The following is a 19,733-nucleotide window of genomic DNA, read 5'->3' as shown; positions in this document are numbered from 1 at the left end:
GTACCCCGACGAAAGGAGACGCCATGCTCGACGATCACGCCCACGAGGCGGCCGTCGCCCTCGACCTGCCGAACGACGATGCCGGCCGCAAGCGGACCTCGATCTACCAGCCCGAGCAGGCCGGCCTGATCTTCCCGGAGATCCCGGACTTCGCCGACCACGCCGAGGAGCGGGACTACCGCAAGAAGCACCTCGTGGCCGCCTGCCGCGCCTTCGCGATGCACGGCTTCGACTACGGCTTCGCCGGCCACCTGACGATCCGCGACCCGGAGCGTCCGGAGCTGTACTGGACCAACCCGATGTGCGTGCACTTCTCGCAGGTGCGGATGTCGAACCTGATCCTGGCCGACCACAAGGGCCGGGTGGTCGAGGGGCGCCACGCCATCAACCGCGCGGGCTTCGTCCTCCACGCCGCCGTGCACGAGGAGTACCCGGAGGTCATGGCGATGTGCCACGCGCACACCACCTACGGCACCGCGTGGTGCGCCACCGGCCGACCGCTGGAGATGATCAGCCAGGACGCGGCGGCCTTCTACAACAGCCACGCCGTGATCGGCGCCTCGGCGGGCGCCGTGGCGGTGGAGAAGGAGAGCGGCCTGTCGGTCGCCCAGCAGATCGGCCGCAACCGCGGCGTGCTGCACCAGAACCACGGCCTGCTGACCTGCTCGCAGCACAGCATCGACGACGCGGCCTTCTGGTTCATCGCCCTGGAGCGGGCCTGCCAGCAGCAGCTCCTGGTTGAGGCCTCCGGCATCAAGCCGCAGCTCCTCTCGGAGAAGACCGCCCGCTACAGCCGCGAGCACGTCGGCAGCGACTACATCGGCTGGCTGCACTTCCAGACGCTCTACAGCCACATCGCCGAGACCCAGCCCGACATGTTCGCCTGAGGCCCCGCGCGGGGGGCCGCGACGGATTGAGGGCCGGCCGCGAGGCCGGCCCTCTCGCTATGGGCGGTCCGCCGGGCTGCGCCGCCCCTCGTACCGGGCCCGCGGCCGGATCAGCGTCCCCTGGCGGCCCTGCTCCATGGCGTGCGCCGCCCAGCCCAGGCTCCGGCCGAGCAGGAAGATCGTGAACGGCGCGCTCCGCGGCAGGCCCGCCGTCCGGACGAGCGCCGTCAGCGCGAAGTCGATGTTCGGCCGCGCCCCCGTCGCCTCCGCGGCGCAGTCCCGGACGGCGTCCAGCAGGGGGTCGGCGGGCAGGACCGCGCCCAGGGCCGCGGCGCGGACGTCGCCGTCCGGGTAGAGCGGGTGGCCGAAGCCCGGCAGCGCGCCGCTCCGATCCAGGCAGGCGCGCACTGCCTCCCGGGGGTTCGTCGCGTCAGCCTCGTCGACGAGCCGCAGCACCGCGGCGGAAGCGCCGCCGTGGCGCGGGCCCGACAGGGTACTGAGCCCGGCCATGAGGCAGGCCGCGATCGGCGCGCCGGTGGAGGCGGCGACGCGGGTCGCGAAGGTCGAGGCGTTCAGTTCGTGGTCGGCCAGCAGCACCAGCGCCTGGCGGACCCGGTCGGCGGTCGCGGCGTCGAGGGACCAGAGCCGCGCGAGCCCCTGATGCAGGGGCGCCCGGCCTTCGGGGATGCCGCAGGACGCGGCGAGATGCGCGACGGCGCGGCGCGCGTCGCGGCACAGGCGGTGGTGCCCGCGGCCCAGCGCGGCTTCGGCCTCCTGCAGAAGCCCGGCCAGCGCCAGGAACGGCGTCGCGGCCGCGTCGGCCGGAACCTCGAACAGCGTCGCCTCCGGGCTGTCCCACAGGAGGTCGGCGGTCGCCTCCAGGCTCGCGTCGCGGGCGAACGCCACGGCGTCGCGGCCGCGGTAGATCAGGCTGCCCCGGTGGACGGTGCTGATCGCGGTGACGACCGACGGCTCGCCCCAGGCCATGGCTCCCGCGGCGATCGCCGCGCTGGCGCGGCTCCGGCCGCGCCGGTCGGCGAGCGTCGCGACGTCGGCGGCCCGGTACTGGCTGTGGCGCCGGCCCGGCGCCCGCCGCGCCTCGATCAGCCCGCGGCTGACGTAGGCGTAGAGCGTCTGGGCCCGGATCCCGAGGGCGTCGAGGGCTTCGGCGCGGTCCAGCCATTCCGTCATGTTGATCAGATGTATCAAGATTGATCGATCCGTCGATGGCCGGCAGCCTGTGCGAACCGATCGAGGGCCGCGACCATGCGCGAACGACACGCCGACCACGACGCCCTGCCGCCGATCCTCGCGGAGGCGCTGGCGGCCCTGGCGCTGCCGCCCGAGGCCGGGGACCGGCTGACGATCACCGGCACCGGGAGCCTGCCCTCCTGCTTCCCGGTCACCGCGCTGGCGACGGCGTCGATCGCCGCGGCCGGCCTCGCCGTCTCCGAACTCCTCGGCCTGTCCGGCCCCGCGCCCGCCGTCGCGGTCGACCGGCACCTGGCCTCGGCATGGTTCGGCACCTCCGTGCGGCCGCAGGGCTGGACGCTGCCGGCCGCCTGGGACCCGATCGCCGGGGACTACCGGGCGGCGGATGGCTGGATCCGGCTGCACACCAACGCGCCCCGTCACCGCGCCGCCGCCCTCGCAATCCTCGACTGCACGGGCGAGCGGGAGGCGGTGGCGGCCGCCGTGGCCCGCACGGCGGCCGAGGACCTGGAAGGGGCGATCCTGCGCGCCGGCGGCTGCGCGGCGGCGATGCGCGGCCCCGACGACTGGCCGAGGCTGGACCAGGGCCGGGCGGTCCGGGCCGAGCCCCTCGTGGCGCTCGCGGAACGTCCCGTCCAGCACCGGGTGCCGTGGCGCCCGGACCCGGCCCGTCCCCTCGCGGGGATCCGGGTCCTCGACCTGACCCGCATCCTGGCCGGGCCGGTGGCCACGCGCGTCCTGGCCGGCCTCGGGGCCGACGTCCTGCGGATCGACCCGCCCGGCTGGGAGGAGCCGTCCCTGGCGCCCGACGTCACCTTGGGCAAGGTCTGCACGCGGCTCGACCTCCGGCAAGCTGCCGACCGCCGGCACTTCGAGACCCTGCTCGCCGAGGCCGACATCCTCGTGCACGGGTACCGCCCGGACGCCCTAGAGCGGCTCGGCTACGGCGCGGTGCGGCGCGGCGCGCTCAACCCGGACCTGATCGACGTCGCGCTCTGCGCCTACGGCTGGACCGGACCCTGGGCCGGACGGCGCGGCTTCGACAGCCTCGTCCAGATGGCGACGGGCATCGCGGCGGCCGGGCAGCGGTGGAAACAGGCCGACCGGCCGGTGCCGCTGCCCGTCCAGGCGCTCGACCACGCCACCGGCTACCTGATGGCGGCGGCGGCCGTGCGAGGCCTGATCGCCCGGCAGCGCGACGGGCACGCCGTCACCGCGCGGCTCTCTCTGGCCCGGACCGCGCGCCTGCTCACGGACTATCCCGGCAGCGCGCCGGGGCCCGCCTTCGGCGGATATCGGGACGCGGATTACGCCCCGGAGATCGAGGACACGGCGTGGGGACCTGCCCTCCGGCTGCACGCGCCCGTGCGGATCGAGGGCGCGCCGCTGCGGTGGGATCGCCCGGCCTGCGATCTCGGCACGACGGAGGCTGCACAAGTCAGACATTTCGGCAGCGCGCGCTTGTCCGGCTCGAAAGCCGCTCCGGGGAGCAGAAGCGCTATAAATTGACCAATCGCGGGAATGTTTTTGCAGCCTCCGCGCGGCGGAACGCTTGACACCGATCTATGTTATCTGGCAATTCGCATTCATGATCTGTAATGCGTTTTGTCGGCGTTTTTAATACTAGGTTTAAGTGAAGATTTAATAGTCAGCTTTCTTAAAATCTGCACATATCGACCGAAGACCGAAAATAATACTATCGTTTACGTCAAAGCGCACCCGGTTCGCCGAACCCGTCTCGCACTGTGCCAGACGGTCCGACACCGAGAAGGATGACGATGAACGAGTCTGCCCCGGGCCACCCCATCCTGCGCGACGTTCCGATCGGCATCGCCGCCACCGGGATGCGGCACGAGACGGACTCGATGGGCGGGATCGACGTGCCGGCGGACCGCTACTGGGGCGCGCAGACGCAGCGCTCGCTCCAGCACTTCTCGATCGGCGACGATCGCATGCCCAAGCGGGTCTACCACGCCTACGGCTACGTCAAGAAGGCCGCCGCCCTGGTCAATGCCGCCGCCGGCCGCCTGGAGGACTGGCGCGCGCAGGCCATCGTCCAGGCCGCCGACGAGACGATCGCGGGCAAGCTCGACGCGCACTATCCGCTCTACGTCTGGCAGACCGGCTCCGGCACCCAGTCCAACATGAACGTCAACGAGGTGCTGTCGAACCGCGCGATCCAGCTCCTCGGCGGTGTGCTCGGCTCCAAGAGCCCGGTCCACCCGAACGACCACGTCAACATGGGCCAGTCGTCGAACGACACGTTCCCGACCGCGATGCACGTCGCCACGGTGCTCGAACTCGACGAGGTCCTGCTCCCCAAGGCGCGGGCGCTGGCCGACGCGATCGAAGCCAAGGCGCGGGCCTGGATGGACGTGGTCAAGACCGGCCGGACCCACCTGCAGGACGCGACGCCGCTCACCGTCGGCCAGGAATGGTCGGGCTACGTGGCGCAGATGCGCGACGCGCTGGCCCTCGTCGAGGCGTCGCGCGCCGGGCTGTACAAGCTGGCGGCCGGCGGCACCGCGGTCGGCACCGGCCTCAACGCTCCGGAGGGGTTCAGCGCGGAGATCGCCGCCAAGATCGCCGATCTCACCGGCAAGCCGTTCGTCACGGCGCCCAACAAGTTCGCCGCGCAGGGGTCGCTGGACGCCATGGTCGCCGCCATGGCGGCGGTGCGCGGGCTCGCGGTCGCACTGATGAAGATCGCCAACGACATGCGCTGGCTCGCCTCGGGGCCCCGCTGCGGCCTCGGCGAGCTGCTGCTGCCCGCCAACGAGCCGGGCTCCTCGATCATGCCCGGCAAGGTCAACCCGACCCAGTGCGAGGCCCTGGTGATGGTCTGCATCCAGGTGATCGGCGAGGACAACGCGGTCGCCTTCGCGGGCTCGCAGGGCAACTTCGAGCTCAACGCGATGCGCCCGATCATCATCAACAACACGCTGCATTCGATCCGCGTGCTGGGCGACGCCTGCGAGAAGTTCCGGACCTACTCGGTCGAGGGCACAGAGCTCAACCGGACGCGGATCGACGAGACCGTGAACCAGTCGCTGATGCTGGTCACGGCCCTGTCGCCGGTGATCGGCTACGACCTCGCCTCGAAGATCGCCCACCGCGCCAACGACGAGGGCACGACGCTGCGCGCGGCCGCCCTGGCCGAGGGCGTCCCGGCCGAGCGCTTCGACGCGGTGTGCGATCCCAGGACCATGATCGGCCACGGGCTGGCCGGCGCCTGAAGCGCGTCGGGACCGTCCGTTCGCCCCCCCTCAGCTGAGCGAGATACCATGAGCACGAAGGTCGCCGATCTGTTCGTCCGGGCGCTGGCGCAGGCCGGCGTGAAGCGCATCTACGGCGTGGTCGGTGACAGCCTCAACGGCCTGACCGAGGCCCTGCGCCAGGACGGCTCGATCGCCTGGATCCACACGCGCCACGAGGAGAGCGCCGCCTTCGCGGCCGGCGCCGAGGCGCACCTGACCGGCGAACTCGCGGTCTGCGCCGGATCCTGCGGGCCGGGCAACCTGCACCTGATCAACGGCCTGTTCGACGCGCACCGCTCCCGCGTGCCCGTGCTGGCCATCGCGGCCCAGATCCCCTCGGCGGAGATCGGCCGGGGCTACTTCCAGGAGACGCACCCGCAGAACCTGTTCCAGGAATGCAGCCATTACTGCGAGCTGGTCTCCTCGCCGGCCCAGCTGCCCGGCGTGATCGAGACCGCGATGCGCATCGCCATCGCCGAGCGCGGGGTCGCCGTCGTGGTGATCCCCGGCGATGTCGGCCTCATGGCCATGCCGGGGAACGCGCCCGAGCTCTCCGCCGCCCTGGTGCCGCCCCCGCCCGTGGTACGCCCGCGCGAGGCCGACCTCGACGCGCTCGCCGGGATGCTCAACGCGGCCGGGCGCGTGACCCTGTTCTGCGGTCGCGGCTGCGCCAGCGCCCACGCGGAGCTGCTGCAGCTCGCCGAGGCGCTGAAGGCGCCGGTCGTCCACGCGCTCGGCGGCAAGGAGCACGTCGAGTGGGACAATCCCTACGACGTCGGCATGACCGGCCTGATCGGCTTCTCGTCGGGCTACCGGGCGATGCTCGACTGCGACACCCTGCTGCTGCTCGGCACCGGCTTCCCCTATCGCCAGTTCTACCCGGACGACGCCAAGGTCGCGCAGGTCGACCTGCGGGCCGGGAGCCTCGGGCGCCACTGCCGGATCGATCTCGGCCTGATCGGCGACGTCGGGGAGACGATCGCGGCGCTGCTCCCGAAGCTGCAGGCCAAGACCGACCGGGCGCATCTCGACGACAGCCTCGCCCATTACCGCAAGGCCCGCGCCGGGCTCGACGCGCTGGCGGTCGGCAAGCCCGGCGGCAAGATCCACCCGCAATACGTCGCCCGGACGCTCAGCGAGGCGGCCTCCGAGGACGCGGTCTTCACCTTCGACGTCGGCACGCCGACGATCTGGGCGGCGCGCTACCTCGCCATGAACGGCAAGCGCCGGCTGATCGGCTCGCTGAACCACGGCTCGATGGCCAACGCCCTGCCGCAGGCGATCGGCGCGCAGGCGGCCTATCCCGGGCGGCAGATCATCTCGTTCTCCGGCGACGGCGGCTTCGCCATGCTGATGGGCGACCTGCTGACCCTCAACCAGCACAAGCTGCCGGTGAAGATCGTGGTGCTGAACAACGGCACGCTGGGCTTCGTCGAGATGGAGATGAAGGCGGCGGGCTTCCTCGAGACCGGCGTCGAGCTGGTGAACCCGGACTTCGCCGCCATGGCGAGCGGGGCCGGCATCTTCGCCCGGCGCGTGGAGGACCCGGCCGCGCTGCCGGACGCGATGGCCGCGATGCTCGCCCATGACGGCCCGGCGCTGCTCGACGTCGTCTCGGCCCGCCAGGAGCTGTCGATGCCGCCGAAGGTCGGCCTCGAGCAGGTGACGGGCTTCGGGATGTGGCTCGCCCGGGCGGTCATCGACGGGCGCGGCACCGAGATCATCGACCTCGCCAAGACCAACCTCTGGCGCTGAGGCGCCCTTCCGAAGCCGGAGCTCTGCCCGATGATCCGCTGCGTACGCATCTGGACCGGTGACGACGACAATTCCTACTTCGAGGAAGGCGTCATCGACCTGCCTCATGGCGAGCGCGGCGACATCCTCAGCGGCACGACCGACGTGGTCTCGATCTCCTTCCGCGAGACCCAGGCCGGCGGGACCTACGCGTGGCACGCGGCGCCGACCCGGCAGTTCGTCATCACCCTGCGCGGCACCCTCGACTTCCAGACGAGGGCCGGCGCGCACTTCACGATCCGCCCCGGTGACATCCTCATCGCCGAGGACACGGCCGGCTCCGGCCATTCCTGGCGCCTCGTCGACGACGAGCCCTGGTGCCGGGCCTACGTGATCCTCGCCTCCGGCGCCGAGGCCCGGCTCCCCTTCGTCCCGAACAAGACCGCCTGAGGAGGGGCCCGATGGCCGCCATGAGCTTCGACGACGCTCCCGACGTGGTGCTGATCGGCGCCGGGATCATGAGCGCGACCTTCGGCACGGTCCTGAAGGAGCTGGAGCCGTCGCTCAGGATCGCGATGTTCGAGACGCTGCACGACTGCGCGCAGGAGAGCTCGGAGGGCTGGAACAACGCCGGCACCGGCCACGCGGCCAATTGCGAGCTGAACTACACCCCCCAGCGCCCCGACGGCAGCGTCGACATCGCCAAGGCGCTCGAGGTCAACACCGAGTTCGACATCTCGCGCCAGCTCTGGGCGCACCTCGTGCGGAAGGGCGCGATCCCGGACCCCCGCGCCTTCATCCATCCCTGCCCGCACATGAGCTTCGTCTGGGGGGCCGAGAACGTCGCCTTCCTCAAGGCGCGCTACGCCGCGATGTCGGCCCACCACTGCTACCACGGCATGGAGTACAGCGAGGACCCGCAGGTCATCGCCGGCTGGGCGCCGCTGATCATCGAGGGCCGCGCCCCCGGCGAGCCGATCGCCGCCACCCGGATCGTCACCGGGACGGACGTCGATTACGGCGCCCTGACGCACCTGCTGGTCGGGCAGCTCGCGGCGCAGCCCGGCTTCGCCGTCCACTACAACCGCAAGGTCGTCGCCCTCGACCGGGTCGACGACGGCCGCTGGGCCGTGACCGTCGAGGACACCTACGACGGCACGCGCCAGACCGTGACGGCCAAGTTCGTGTTCATCGGCGCAGGCGGCGGCTCGCTGCCGCTGCTGCAGGCCTCGAAGATCCCGGAGGGGCGCGGCTACGGCGGCTTCCCGGTCTCGGGCATCTGGCTGCGCTGCGACGTCGACGCGGTCAGCGCGCGCCACCACGCCAAGGTCTACGGCAAGGCCGCCTCCGGCTCGCCGCCGATGTCGGTGCCCCACCTCGACACCCGCATCATCGGCGGCAAGCGCTCGCTGCTGTTCGGGCCCTACGCGGGCTTCTCGTCGCGCTTCCTGAAGCACGGGTCGCTCACCGACCTGTTCACCGCGCTGACGCCGCACAACATCGTGCCGCTGCTGGACGTCGCCAAGGACAACGTCGCGCTCACCGAGTACCTCGTGGGCCAGGTGCTCCAGAGCTCCGACCACCAGTTCGCGACCCTCAAGGACTTCTTCCCCAAGGCGCTGAAGCAGGACTGGACCTCGGCGGTGGCCGGCCAGCGGGTGCAGACGATCAAGCCGACCGGCAAGGCGAACCCGCTGGAGGAGGGCTACCTCGAATTCGGCACGGAGCTGGTGGCCGCGGCCGACAACTCGATCTGCGCGCTGCTCGGCGCCTCGCCCGGCGCCTCGACGGCGGCCTTCATCGCGGTCGAGGTCCTGGAGAAGTGCTTCGCCGACCGGCTCACGCCGGATGCCTGGCTGCCCCGCCTCAAGGCGGTGATCCCGACCTACGGCATCGACCTCAAGCGGGACGCCGAGGCCTGCCGCCGCACCCGGGCCGAGACGGCGCCGGTCCTGAGGATCGAGAACGTCTGACAGATTCGCGAGGCGCGGTTCCCCGCGCCCCGCCGGCGGACATCTGAGGGTGCGGCGCGCCCGGCCCGCGGCGGCGGACCGGCGAGCTTCGGCCGGAGAGAGGAACGATGGACATCTCCGCCCTGATGCTCTCGCGCATCCAGTTCGCCTTCACGGTGTCGTTCCACATCATCTTCCCGGCCTTCACGGTCGGGCTGGCGGCCTGGCTCGCTTTCCTGCAGGCGCGGGCGATGATCTCGCGCGAGCCGGTCTACGACCGCCTGTTCGCCTTCTGGCTCAAGATCTTCGCCGTCGCCTTCGGGCTCGGCGTCGTCTCCGGCATCGTCATGGCGTTCCAGTTCGGCACCAACTGGAGCGAGCTCGCCCGCCGCACCGGCCCGATCCAGGGGCCGCTCCTCGGCTACGAGAGCTTCACGGCCTTCGCGCTCGAGGCCTCGTTCTTCGGGGTGCTGATGTTCGGCCGCGCCCGCGTACCGCGCTGGTTCTACCTGTTCGCCTGCCTGATGGTCTGCCTCGGCACCAGCCTGTCGTCGTTCTGGATCCTCGTGAACAACTCGTGGATGCAGTACCCGACCGGCTTCGCCCAGCGCCCGGACGGCGTGTTCGTACCGACGGACTGGTGGGCGATCATCTTCAACGGGGTCGTCTGGGTCCGCTTCCCCCACATGGTCCTGGCCGCCTACGTCACCACCAGCTTCTGCGTGGCCGCGACGGGGGCGTGGTACATGCTGCGCGGCAGCGACCGGATCGAGGCCCGCGCCATGATCCGGATGGGGCTCGGCCTCGCCGCGATCCTGGTGCCGCTGCAGCTGTTCTTCGGCCACCTCACCGGCGACTACGTCGTCAAGCACCAGCCCTCGAAGATCGCCGCGATCGAGGGCCACTGGGAGAGCCAGGCGCCGGCCGGCGAGATCCTGTTCGCCTGGCCCGACGAGGCGCAGGAGAAGAACCACTTCGTCATCGCGCTGCCCGCCCCGATCGGCAGCCTGATCGACGACGGCACCCTCACCGGCAAGGTTATCGGCATCAAGGACATCCCCAAGGCCGACCGGCCGCCGGTGCTGATCCCGTTCTTCGCCTTCCGCATCATGGTCGGCTGCGGGCTGCTGATGCTGGCGCTGGCCTGGGGCGGGATGGCCTTCTACGCCACCGGGCGGCTGGAGCGGGCGCGCTGGCTGCAATGGGCGATCTTCCTGTCGTTCCCGCTGGGCTTCGTGGCGACCCTGACCGGCTGGTTCACCGCCGAGGTCGGGCGCCAGCCCTGGACGGTCTACGGCCAGCTGCGCACCGCCGACGCGGCGACGCCGTTCCTGGCCGCGCCGCAGGTTGCGACCTCCCTCGCCGTGTTCGGCGCGGTCTACGCGCTGATCTTCGCGGCCGGCACCGTCTACATCTACCGCATGCTCAAGGCCGGCATCCTGCCGACCCCGGCCCGTGCGGGAAGCGCCGCCAACCCCAAGCGGCCGCTCGCCGTGCCGGGCGACAGTCCCGGCACCCCCAGCAGCAATCCTGCGGAGTGAGCGGCCGTGATCGAATTCTGGGCCGCCGCCCTCGCCCTCACCCTGATGCTCTACGTGCTGCTCGACGGGTTCGACCTCGGCATCGGCATGCTGTTCGGGATCGCACCGGACGAGATGGCGCGCCGGCACATGATGCAGGCGATCGCCCCCGTCTGGGACGGCAACGAGACCTGGCTGGTGCTCGCCGCCACGATCCTGTTCGGGGCCTTCCCGACGGTCTACGCGCTGCTGCTCTCGGCCTTCTACCTGCCGCTCCTCCTGATGCTCGCGGCCCTGATCCTGCGCGGCGTCGCCTTCGAGTTCCGCTACAAGTCCCGGCGGCTGCGGCGGGTCTGGGACGCGGGTTTCGTGGGCGGCTCCTACTGCGCGGCCTTCGTGCAGGGCGTGACGGTCGGGGCGCTCGTGCAGGAGCTGCCGGTGCAGGGCGGGCTCTATGCCGGCGGGGCGTTCACGTGGCTCACGCCCTTCTCGCTGCTCTGCGGACTCGGCCTGTGCCTCGGCTACGCGCTGCTCGGCGCCGCGTGGCTGTGCGGTAAGACCGAGGCCGACGTGCGCGACCTCGGCTTCCGGCTGCTGCCGCGGCTCCTGCTGGGCGTCCTGGTCTTCCTCGGCGCGGCCTTCGCGTACGCGCTGGCGATGAACCTGCGGGTGCTGCACCGCTGGGTCGAGCGGCCCGAGATGCTGGTCCTGCCGCTCGTGGGGGCCGCGGCCTGCGCCGGGCTCCTCTACGCGGCGCGGCGCCGGATCGATGCCCTGCCCTTCCCGCTGGTGGCGCTGATCTTCGCCGCCGCCTTCGCGACGCTCGCCGCCTCGTTCCTGCCCTACATGGTGCCGTTCAGCGTGACGGTGACCGAGGCGGCGGCGCCGGAGGCGAGCCTGTCCTTCATGTTCTGGGGCGCGGGCATCGTGGTCCTGCCGATCACCCTGATCTACACCCTGGTGGTCTACCGGGTGTTCAAGGGGAAGGTCGACATCGCCGAGCACTATGACTGAGCCTGCAGCCGGGTTCCCGGACCTGCCCCGGCCGGCGAGGCCGCGCGATGGCCGGTGAGGTTGCGCTCTCCGAGGACGCGCCGGGCCTCCTGCAGCGCCTCGCGGCGTGGTGGCCGCGCGAGGCGGCCGAGGCCGTGCGCATCGCGCTCACCGCCATCGCGGCGGTCTGGCTCGCCATGTGGCTCGAGCTGGCGCTGCCGCACTGGGCCGGCTGGACGGTCATCTCGGTGACGCTCGCCACCCGCGCGGCCTCCCTGCGCAAGAGCCTGTGGCGCGCCGGCAGCACGCTGGTGGGCGTCACCGTCGCGATGGTGCTGGTGGCCAATTTCGCCCAGGCGACCCTGGCCTTCGACCTCGCGCTGGCCCTGTGGATGGGCCTGCTCACCGCGGCCTCCAGCGTCGAGAGCGGCCAGCGCGCCTACGGCTTCGCCTCGATGGGCTTCACCGTGCCGATCATCGCGCTGGCCGACGTGCAGAACCCCGAGGCCGTGTTCCAGATCGGCGTCGACCGCTGCTCGACGATCCTGCTCGGGATCGGCTGCGCCTACGCGTCGAACGTGTTCGTGGCGCCGGGCGTCCCCGCCGTCAGCCGCGCCCTGGCGGGGCGGCTCGAGGCGGCCGCGGAGTCCTGCGACGCCTGGATGGCCGCCCTGCGGCGGGGCGAACGGCCCGGCCCGATGCCGATCGCCGCGGTCATGACCCTGGGCGAGGAGGTCACCGACACGTTCACCGAGCAGCCCTCCCTGCGCTCCGGCGGCCGCGGCATCCGCAACGCCGCCCCCCGACTGCGGCGGGTGCTCGCCGTGGGCCTGCTGCGGGCGCTGCTGCCGGACCGGCCGGGATCGCGCTCGACCGACCTGATCGGGGCCGGCGGGGCGATCGCCGTCCGGCAGGTCGGGCGCGTCCGGGTCTCGGCGCGGCTCCTGCGGGCCGGCGGGCGCGTGGGCCGGCGGCGCGTCCCGTTCCGCCCGCACCTGCTCCTGTGGAACGACCTGGACTGGGACGGCTGGCACGCCTTCGACAACGCCCTGCGCACTGCGGCCGCCGTCCTGCTCGTCAACGGCTTCTGGTACGTCACCGGCTGGTCGCACGGGGCCGGCGCCGCGACCTGGGCGAGCCTCGTCTGCGTCCTGCTCGCCGCCCATGCCGACCCGCGGGCGGAATCCCGCGCCTTCCTGGTCGGCGCGCTGCTCGCCGGCGTGGTCGGGCTCACCGTCCGCTACACCCTGCTGACGACCACCGGGAGCTTCGCGCTGCTGGCCGCGGTGCTGCTGCCGGTGGCGATGCTGGCGGTGGTCGGCCGCGCCGACAAGCGCGCGATCTACGGGATCGGCTTCGGGTTCTTCGTCTTCGGCGTGCTCGATCCCAAGAACCCGATGACCTACGACCTCGCCGACTCGCTCAACACCGTGCTGGCCGAGCTGCTCGGCATGGCGGTGGCGGCGATCGCGTTCGCCGCCCTGCCGCCGCCGGTGAGCGCCGCGACCCTGCGTCTGCGGGCCCGACGCCGGCTGGTCCGGTCGGTGCGGGGCGCGGCCCTCGACCCGGCGCTCCTGCTGCCGCCGCTCGACCGCTACCTCGCCCGGGGCTTCGGCCGACTCGCCCTCATCGGCGCGGACGACGCGGCGGCCCGGAGCGGCGAGCGCCTGCTCGTCATCGGGCTCCTGCTGCTCGCCCTGCGGGAGACGGACGATCGGGAGGGCCGCCGCGTCGGCCGGGCGGTCTGGGCGCGGCTCGCCGCGTCCCGTCCGGCGGGGCCGGAGACGGCGCCGGATCCCTTGCGCGCGCTCGCCGACCGGGCGACCCTGCCCCTCCAGGCGGAGCGCATCGGGGCGCTGGCCGCCCTCGTGTCGGATCTCGACCGCGCGGGCTGGCCGAACCTCGATCCGGGAGGGCGGGCGTGATCGGCGTGGTCGGATTGCGGGCGGTCGACGTGCTCGGGCTCTTCGTCGAGCCCGCGGTGATCTGCCTGCTCGCCGCCCTGGTGATCACCTGGGCCCTGCGCTGGATCCTGGACTGGATCGGCATCAACCACCTTGTCTGGAACCGCGCCCTGTTCGACTTCAGCCTCCTGACCGCCGTGACGGCGCTGCTGATCCTGTCCCTGCGCGTCCAGGGCCCGTGAGATGGCCCTGAAACCGCGACCGTCGCTGCGCGACTGGCAGCCGCCGCCCGCCTACAACGTCGCCGCCACCCTGCTGGCGCTGGCGGCGGCCGTGGGCCTCGCCTACCTCGCCTTCCTCTACTACGCCTACACGCCCTGGACCCGGGACGGGCGCGTGCGCGTCTACACCGTGCAGGTGGCGCCCGAGGTCTCCGGCACGGTGGTGGCGGTCCGGGTCCGCGACAACCAGTTCGTCCGCAAGGGCGACGTGCTGTTCACGATCGATCCCGGCACGTTCAGGAACGCCGTGACCCAGGCCGAGGGCGCCCTCGCCAGTGCCCGGGCGCGGGCCGGGTACCTCGCGGGGATCGCGCAGCGCACCGCCGATCTCGACGACCTCGCCACCACGCCGCAGCAGAAGCAGACGACCAGCGGCCAAGCGCAGGCCGCCCAGGCCGACGTGGTCCAGGCGGAGGGCGCGCTGGCGCAGGCGCGGCTCAACCTGGAGCGCACGACCCTGCGGGCGACCGTGAACGGCTGGGTCACCAACCTGCTGCTGCAGGAGGGCGGGTTCGCCGCCACGGGACAGCCGGCGCTGACGCTGGTCAACGGCGACAGCTTCTGGATCGAGGGCTATTTCGAGGAGACGCAGCTCCCGCGCATCGGCGCGGGCGACGCCGCGCGCGTGTCGCTGATGGCGTGGCCGGACCGTCCTATCCGGGGGCGCGTCACCGGCCTCGGCCGCGGGATCAGCGTCGCCGACGCCGCCCCGGGCGTCCAGGGGCTGCCGACGGTCAACCCGATCTTCACCTGGGTCCGGCTGGCGCAGCGGGTGCCGATCCGGATCGACCTCGACGACGTGCCCTGCCCGATCGTGCTGGCGGCCGGGATGACGGCGAACGTCGCGATCCTGGCGGAGAAGGCCGGGTCGCCGGACGCCCTGCCGCCCGACCGGCGCACGGGCGCGGCCGCCGGCCAGCGCTGCGACGGGGCGCCGGTCGTCGAGTCGCGGCGCTGACGGCCCGCGCCGGCCGGGAAAACCGGGCGGCGCGGCGCGTTGATCCGGCAGGCGCGCCGCCGCGCGGCGGCCGCGATCGCGACGAGGACCCGATGGACTACAGGCAGTTCGGACGCTCCGGCCTCACCGTGCCGGTGCTCAGCTTCGGCACCGGCACCTTCGGCGGCACGAACGAATTCTTCCAGCGCTGGGGGCAGACGGACGTCGCCGAGGCGACCCGCATGGTCGATCTCTGCCTCGATTCCGGGGTCAACTTCTTCGACACGGCCGACATCTACTCGGGCGGCGCCTCGGAGGAGATCCTGGGCCAGGCCCTGAAGGGCAAGCGCGACCGGGCGCTGATCTCCACCAAGGCGACCTTCCGGTTCAACGACGAGCTGAACCAGGTCGGCTCCTCGCGCTACCACCTGGTCCGCGCCTGCGAGGCCAGCCTGAAGCGGCTCGGCACCGACCATATCGACGTCTACTTCATGCACGGCTTCGACGCCCTCACCCCCGTGGACGAGACGCTGCGGGCGCTCGACGACCTCACCCGTGCGGGCAAGATCGGCTATATCGGCGCCTCCAACTTCTCGGGCTGGCAGCTGATGAAGGCGCTCGCGACCTCCGAGCGCCACGGGCTCGCCCGCTACGTCGCCTACCAGGGCTACTACGCGCTGATCGGCCGCCACTACGAGTGGGAGCTGATGCCGCTCGGCCTCGACCAGGGCGTCGGCCTGATGGTCTGGAGCCCGCTGGGCTGGGGCCGTCTCACCGGCAAGATCCGCCGCGGACAGGCCAACCAGAGCGGCCGCATCGCCGCCGGCGGCGCCGAGGGCGGGCCGCCGGTCTCCGACGACTACCTGTTCGGCGTGGTCGACGCCCTCGACGCCGTGGCGGCCGAGACCGGCAAGACGGTGGCGCAGGTCGCGCTCAACTGGCTGCTGACCCGGCCGACCGTGTGCAACATCGTGGTCGGCGCCCGCAACGAGGAGCAGTTGAAGCAGAACCTCGGCGCCCTCGGCTGGACCCTGACGGCCGAGCAGGTCGCCCGGCTCGACGCGGCGAGCCAGGAGACCCCGATCTACCCGTACTGGCACCAGCGCGGCTTCGACGAGCGCAACCCCAAGCCGACACCCTGGTAGGCCGTCGCCCCGGCCGGGACGATCGGGCGATTTTTTGGAAACGATGCGTTTCGATCGTTTCTGTTCCAACCCGGACGCTCCCGGTCCAGGATGCCTGCGGATGGGGGGCCGATCCCCGCGCGGAGGAGCAAGGCGATGAGCTGGCACAGTGCCGATGACCCGATCCCGGGCGACCATTTCAGCTGCGACGCGATCCAGACCCTGATCGTGCCCCGCTCGCGCGATCTCGGCTCCTTCGCGGTGCGCCGGGCGCTGCCCTCCACCGAGTGCCGGATGGTCGGCCCCTTCATCTTCTTCGACCAGATGGGCCCCTCGGAATTCCTCCTCGGGCAGGGCATGGACGTGCGGCCGCACCCGCATATCGGCCTCTCCACCGTCACCTACCTGTTCGACGGCGAGATCATGCACCGCGACAGCCTCGGCACGGAGCTGCCGATCCGGCCGGGCGAGCTGAACTGGATGACCGCCGGCCGCGGCATCACGCACTCGGAGCGCACCGCCCCGACGCTGCGTCAGACCGGCTCCCGGCTGTTCGGCATCCAGAGCTGGGTCGCGCTGACGGACCGGGACGAGGAGAACGCCCCCGCCTTCGAGCACTACGACGCCGCCGCGCTGCCTGTCCTCACCGGCGAGGGCAAGACCGTCCGGCTGATCGCCGGCGAGGCCTTCGGCGCGCGCTCGCCGGTCCGGACCTCGAGCCCGATGGTCTACGCCGACGTGGCCCTCGAGGCCGGCGCCGTCCTGCCCCTCGATCCGACCTACGACGAGCGGGCGATCTACACGGTCGCGGGCGCCATCGAGATCGCCGGCGACGGCTTCGGCCCCGGCCAGCTGCTGGTGTTCCGCCCCGGCGACCGCATCAGCGTGCGCGCCACGGAATCGGCCCGGTTCATGGTGCTGGGCGGCGAGCCAATGGACGGTCCGCGCCACCTGTGGTGGAATTTCGTCTCGTCCCGGCCCGAGCGGATCGCGCAGGCCAAGGAGGATTGGCGCCAGGGCCGGTTCGACACCGTGCCGAACGACGCCGAGTTCATCCCGCTGCCGGAGGACCCGCAGCCCGTCCGCTACCCGTGAGACGGCCCGCGATCCGGCGGTCCCGCGCGACGTCGCACGGGTATCGCCGCGACAGCGCAACCCTAGCGCGAACATTAAGGAGTTGTTAACCATTTTCCGTCGGTGTGAGGCGGACGCCGATGCCTCACCGAAGGCTTGCGCTGCACCCTGTCGGCAGGACGCGTGATGGAACAGACGAAGCACCCCAAGGCCGAGGCGCTGGACCAGATCGATGCCGTCGCGCGCGACGCCCGCGAGCCGACGACCCGGATCCGCACCGGCAACCTCGTCCTGCTCGCCGCGGACGAGCGCGTCTCGGCGCAGGGGCGCAACCAGAACTCGTCGCCGGTCGAGCGGTGGCCCGACTTGCTGGAGCGGGTGCAGGGCGCGGCGCGCTACATCCGGGACGTCGAGGACCGGGCGCAGGAGCAGGAGACGCACGTCCAGGACCTGCTGCGGCAGGTGCGCGCCGACATGGACGCGGCCCGCGCCCAGGTGCTGGCGGCCGAGCGGGAGACCCACGAGGTCCACGCGCAGGCGATCAAGCTGATCCAGGCCGCCGAGGACCGGGCCGCGGCCGCCGAGGAGCGGGCCGCGGCGGCGGAGCAGATGCTCCAGCGCATCGCCGAGACGATCGACGCGGAATTCGTGATGCAGCCGGGCGGACAGGTGACCGGCCAGGCGGGCAGCGCTCGGGCTTCCGCGACGCGGGCGGCTTCGTGACCGGCGCGGGCCCGGCGGGATCGCCACGGCGATGAACGCGACGTTCTGGGCCCAGCTCGACGCCCGCATCGCGCGTGAGCGCGGAGAACCGACGGAGCCGGCTCCGGGGGTCGCCGACGGCCACCTCGTGGCCGACGCACCGAGCCCGGCGGCGCGTTCCGAAGCGTCCCCCGAACCCGATCCGGAGACGCCGTCGCGGCCGGTGGCGGACTGGAGCCAGATCCTCGACACCCTGTCGGCCGCGACCGTCGCGAAGCAGGCGCAGGATCAGCGCCTGCACCAGCAATCGACCGCCTGCGAGACGCTGGCCGCGGATCTGGAAGCCGCCCAGCAGGAGATCCGGACCCTGCGGGCGCTCCTGGAGGAGGCGCGGGCGCAGGCGGCGCGGCAGGTCCACGAACGCGAGGCGGAAGCCGACCGGCGCGTCCGGGAGGCCGAGGCGCGGGCCGAGGCCGCGACCTTGCGGGCGGCGGCGGCCGAGGATTGGCTCAAACGGATCGAGCAGGCGAGCCGGGATCTGCTGCCCGACGGACGGCACGCGGCCGCCTGAGGCCGGGAGCGCCAGCCACGAATCAGCCGCGGCCTGCCGAGGCGGGTCGGCTCAGGCGGCGCGCTCGCCCGGCACGCCGAGGCCGATGGAGCGCGCCAGCGCGGACCGGCGCTCGGCATATTCCTGCGCGACCATCGGATAGTCGGCCGGCAGACCGTAGCGCTCGCGGTAGCTCTGCGGGTGCAGGCCGTGGGCCGTGAGATGGCGCTTGAGCGTCTTGTACCGGCGCCCGTCGATGAAGCTCACGATGCCGTCGGGCCGGATCGAGCTGCGGATCTGCGCGGCGGTAGGCCGGTCGCGCAGCGCGTCCGTGTCCCCCGCCGCCTCGATCGACGCCGCCCCGTTGGCGGCCAGCGCGGTGATCGCGTCGTGACACTGCGCGATGAGGGTCGGAAGGTCGGCGGTCGGAACCCGATTGTTCGATACATAGGCAGCGACGAGCCCTGCCGTCAGCACGATATTGGATTGGGGGCTGACGAGGGACGAATCGGACACGTTATGGGCTCCTGACAAGGTCGAGAACCCTCTTAGGTTGGTCGGCGCCGTTGCGCTTGCCTGAAAGCGTGCTACCGTTTTCCCGAGCGCGCGCGGCGAAGCATGAATACAAGAATTTTCTATGAGGACTTTGTTCTCTACGGCGGATTTCAAGCCGAAAGACAGTTTCCGCCTCTGGCGTGAGACGATCTTCGAGCGGATCGTGCCGGTCGAACTTACGCCTGCCGTGGCGCACGCTTTCACCGGCACGCTGGAGGCCGCGGAGGTCGGGCCGCTGCTGATCACGCGCGTGACGCAGAGCGCCGTCACCACCGTCGCGACCCCGGACACGATCCGCCGGCACGGCAAGTACGAGACCCTGAACGTCGCCATCACGCTCAAGGGCCGCGTGTTCAGCGCGCAGGACGACCGCACCGCGATCCAGAATCCCGGCGACATCGTCGTGATGGACCGTCGGCCGGCGACGATGGCCTCCGACGTTGACACGCAGACGCTGTTCGTCGAGCTGCCGCGCGCGGCCCTGGAGCGCGCCCTCGGCTCGACGCGCCGGTTCACGTGCCTCACGATCGGCGCGGATCAAGTCGGCACGTCGATGGTGACGACCTTTTTCCAGGAACTGGTCCGCAACGCGGAGCGCCTGACGCCGGACATGTCGAACCGCATGGCGTCGGTCGGCGTCGATCTCATCGTCGCGAGCATCGCGGAACGCCTCGCGCACGAGACCCCCAAGAACATCCAGGGCGTCCTGATCTTCCAGCGCGCGCTGGCCCACATCGAGGCCCATCTCGGCGACCTGAACCTCGACCCCGCCCGGCTCGCGGCGGCCGTCGGCGTGTCGCTGCGCCACCTCCAGGCCCTGTTCCGCGAGCAGGACCGCAACATCGCCGACTGGATCTGGCGGCGGCGGCTGGAGACCGCCGCGCAGCGTCTCGCCGATCCCGGCTTCGCCCATCTGGCCGTCGGAGAGCTGGCCTACAGCTGCGGCTTCTGCACCCAGAGCCATTTCAGCCGCCGTTTCAAGGACAGCTACGGGATCTCGCCGAGCGAGTACCGGTGGCGCAACCGCGGCGCGGACCAGCTCGCCGGCTGA

18 protein-coding genes are annotated in these 19,733 nt (G+C 72.0%); 16 read left to right on the top strand and 2 right to left on the bottom strand.

Going from position 1 to position 19,733, the window contains the following annotated elements; all coding sequences use genetic code 11:
- Positions 1-23: 23 nt before the first annotated feature.
- Entirely contained in the window at positions 24-887 is an 864-nt protein-coding gene (locus ASG32_RS03880) for a class II aldolase/adducin family protein (RefSeq protein WP_056522841.1), read from the top strand.
- Between the two features lie 57 nt (positions 888-944).
- On the opposite strand, the gene ASG32_RS03875 is transcribed toward ASG32_RS03880, so the two are convergent.
- Entirely contained in the window at positions 945-2,078 is a 1,134-nt protein-coding gene (locus ASG32_RS03875; protein ID WP_082557751.1) for a citrate synthase, read from the bottom strand.
- 75 nt (positions 2,079-2,153) lie between these two features.
- On the opposite strand from ASG32_RS03875, the gene ASG32_RS03870 reads away from it, so the two are divergent.
- From ASG32_RS03870 to ASG32_RS03805, 14 genes are all read left to right on the top strand, one after another.
- Positions 2,154-3,608: a CoA transferase gene (locus tag ASG32_RS03870; protein ID WP_056522836.1), complete on the top strand. Its 1,455-nt coding sequence runs from the start codon at positions 2,154-2,156 to the stop codon at positions 3,606-3,608.
- Positions 3,609-3,871: 263 nt separating this feature from the next.
- Positions 3,872-5,335 (top strand): class II fumarate hydratase, encoded by a 1,464-nt coding sequence (gene fumC / locus ASG32_RS03865; protein ID WP_107351919.1) that lies wholly within the window; start codon positions 3,872-3,874, stop codon positions 5,333-5,335.
- Positions 5,336-5,383: 48 nt separating this feature from the next.
- Entirely contained in the window at positions 5,384-7,111 is a 1,728-nt protein-coding gene (poxB, locus tag ASG32_RS03860) for a ubiquinone-dependent pyruvate dehydrogenase (protein WP_056522834.1), read from the top strand.
- A 30-nt stretch (positions 7,112-7,141) separates the two neighbouring features.
- Positions 7,142-7,540, top strand: a complete 399-nt coding sequence (locus ASG32_RS03855; protein ID WP_056522832.1) for a hypothetical protein — start codon at positions 7,142-7,144, stop codon at positions 7,538-7,540.
- A gap of 11 nt (positions 7,541-7,551) precedes the next feature.
- Complete coding sequence (gene mqo, locus ASG32_RS03850; protein WP_056522830.1) at positions 7,552-9,063, top strand: malate dehydrogenase (quinone); 1,512 nt, start codon at positions 7,552-7,554, stop codon at positions 9,061-9,063.
- A 107-nt stretch (positions 9,064-9,170) separates the two neighbouring features.
- Complete coding sequence (locus tag ASG32_RS03845; RefSeq protein WP_056522827.1) at positions 9,171-10,583, top strand: cytochrome ubiquinol oxidase subunit I; 1,413 nt, start codon at positions 9,171-9,173, stop codon at positions 10,581-10,583.
- A gap of 6 nt (positions 10,584-10,589) precedes the next feature.
- Positions 10,590-11,576 carry a cytochrome d ubiquinol oxidase subunit II gene (cydB, locus tag ASG32_RS03840; RefSeq protein ID WP_056522825.1) on the top strand — a complete coding sequence of 329 codons (987 nt, stop codon included), beginning with the start codon at positions 10,590-10,592 and terminating at the stop codon, positions 11,574-11,576.
- A 47-nt stretch (positions 11,577-11,623) separates the two neighbouring features.
- Positions 11,624-13,480, top strand: a complete 1,857-nt coding sequence (locus tag ASG32_RS03835) for an FUSC family protein (RefSeq protein ID WP_056522823.1) — start codon at positions 11,624-11,626, stop codon at positions 13,478-13,480.
- The gene (locus ASG32_RS03830; protein WP_020091025.1) at positions 13,477-13,701 is read left to right on the top strand and encodes a DUF1656 domain-containing protein; all 225 of its coding nucleotides are present in this window, start codon (positions 13,477-13,479) and stop codon (positions 13,699-13,701) included. Before ASG32_RS03835 ends, ASG32_RS03830 begins: the two co-directional genes overlap by 4 nt.
- Before the next feature lies 1 nt (position 13,702).
- Entirely contained in the window at positions 13,703-14,698 is a 996-nt protein-coding gene (locus tag ASG32_RS03825; RefSeq protein ID WP_056522821.1) for an HlyD family secretion protein, read from the top strand.
- A 92-nt stretch (positions 14,699-14,790) separates the two neighbouring features.
- Complete coding sequence (locus ASG32_RS03820; protein WP_056522820.1) at positions 14,791-15,822, top strand: aldo/keto reductase; 1,032 nt, start codon at positions 14,791-14,793, stop codon at positions 15,820-15,822.
- A 135-nt stretch (positions 15,823-15,957) separates the two neighbouring features.
- Positions 15,958-16,896: a pirin family protein gene (locus tag ASG32_RS03815; RefSeq protein WP_020091028.1), complete on the top strand. Its 939-nt coding sequence runs from the start codon at positions 15,958-15,960 to the stop codon at positions 16,894-16,896.
- 165 nt (positions 16,897-17,061) lie between these two features.
- Entirely contained in the window at positions 17,062-17,598 is a 537-nt protein-coding gene (locus ASG32_RS03810; RefSeq protein ID WP_056522817.1) for a hypothetical protein, read from the top strand.
- Between the two features lie 31 nt (positions 17,599-17,629).
- A complete protein-coding gene (locus ASG32_RS03805) occupies positions 17,630-18,148 on the top strand; it encodes a hypothetical protein (protein WP_056522815.1) in 519 nt (172 codons plus the stop codon).
- Between the two features lie 51 nt (positions 18,149-18,199).
- On the opposite strand, the gene ASG32_RS03800 is transcribed toward ASG32_RS03805, so the two are convergent.
- Positions 18,200-18,643, bottom strand: a complete 444-nt coding sequence (locus tag ASG32_RS03800) for a MucR family transcriptional regulator (protein ID WP_020091031.1) — start codon at positions 18,641-18,643, stop codon at positions 18,200-18,202.
- 121 nt (positions 18,644-18,764) lie between these two features.
- Here ASG32_RS03800 and ASG32_RS03795 point away from each other — a divergent pair, with 121 nt between their 5' ends.
- Entirely contained in the window at positions 18,765-19,733 is a 969-nt protein-coding gene (locus ASG32_RS03795) for a helix-turn-helix domain-containing protein (protein WP_026604602.1), read from the top strand.

Source organism: Methylobacterium sp. Leaf361 (genome assembly GCF_001424445.1).
Taxonomy (GTDB): Bacteria; Pseudomonadota; Alphaproteobacteria; order Rhizobiales; family Beijerinckiaceae; genus Methylobacterium.
Note: the sequence above shows the minus strand (reverse complement) of the source record. Positions and strands in the feature narration are given on the sequence as shown.

Bases quoted from the DNA above. Each gene is read 5' to 3' on its own strand.
- ASG32_RS03880 (WP_056522841.1), top strand. From the start codon at position 24: ATGCTCGACGATCACGCCCACGAGGCGGCCGTCGCCCTCGACCTGCCG.
- ASG32_RS03875 (WP_082557751.1), bottom strand. From the start codon at position 2,078: ATGACGGAATGGCTGGACCGCGCCGAAGCCCTCGACGCCCTCGGGATC.
- ASG32_RS03870 (WP_056522836.1), top strand. From the start codon at position 2,154: ATGCGCGAACGACACGCCGACCACGACGCCCTGCCGCCGATCCTCGCG.
- fumC (WP_107351919.1), top strand. From the start codon at position 3,872: ATGACGATGAACGAGTCTGCCCCGGGCCACCCCATCCTGCGCGACGTT.
- poxB (WP_056522834.1), top strand. From the start codon at position 5,384: ATGAGCACGAAGGTCGCCGATCTGTTCGTCCGGGCGCTGGCGCAGGCC.
- ASG32_RS03855 (WP_056522832.1), top strand. From the start codon at position 7,142: ATGATCCGCTGCGTACGCATCTGGACCGGTGACGACGACAATTCCTAC.
- mqo (WP_056522830.1), top strand. From the start codon at position 7,552: ATGGCCGCCATGAGCTTCGACGACGCTCCCGACGTGGTGCTGATCGGC.
- ASG32_RS03845 (WP_056522827.1), top strand. From the start codon at position 9,171: ATGGACATCTCCGCCCTGATGCTCTCGCGCATCCAGTTCGCCTTCACG.
- ASG32_RS03835 (WP_056522823.1), top strand. From the start codon at position 11,624: ATGGCCGGTGAGGTTGCGCTCTCCGAGGACGCGCCGGGCCTCCTGCAG.
- ASG32_RS03825 (WP_056522821.1), top strand. From the start codon at position 13,703: ATGGCCCTGAAACCGCGACCGTCGCTGCGCGACTGGCAGCCGCCGCCC.
- ASG32_RS03820 (WP_056522820.1), top strand. From the start codon at position 14,791: ATGGACTACAGGCAGTTCGGACGCTCCGGCCTCACCGTGCCGGTGCTC.
- ASG32_RS03815 (WP_020091028.1), top strand. From the start codon at position 15,958: ATGAGCTGGCACAGTGCCGATGACCCGATCCCGGGCGACCATTTCAGC.
- ASG32_RS03810 (WP_056522817.1), top strand. From the start codon at position 17,062: ATGGAACAGACGAAGCACCCCAAGGCCGAGGCGCTGGACCAGATCGAT.
- ASG32_RS03805 (WP_056522815.1), top strand. From the start codon at position 17,630: ATGAACGCGACGTTCTGGGCCCAGCTCGACGCCCGCATCGCGCGTGAG.
- ASG32_RS03795 (WP_026604602.1), top strand. From the start codon at position 18,765: ATGAGGACTTTGTTCTCTACGGCGGATTTCAAGCCGAAAGACAGTTTC.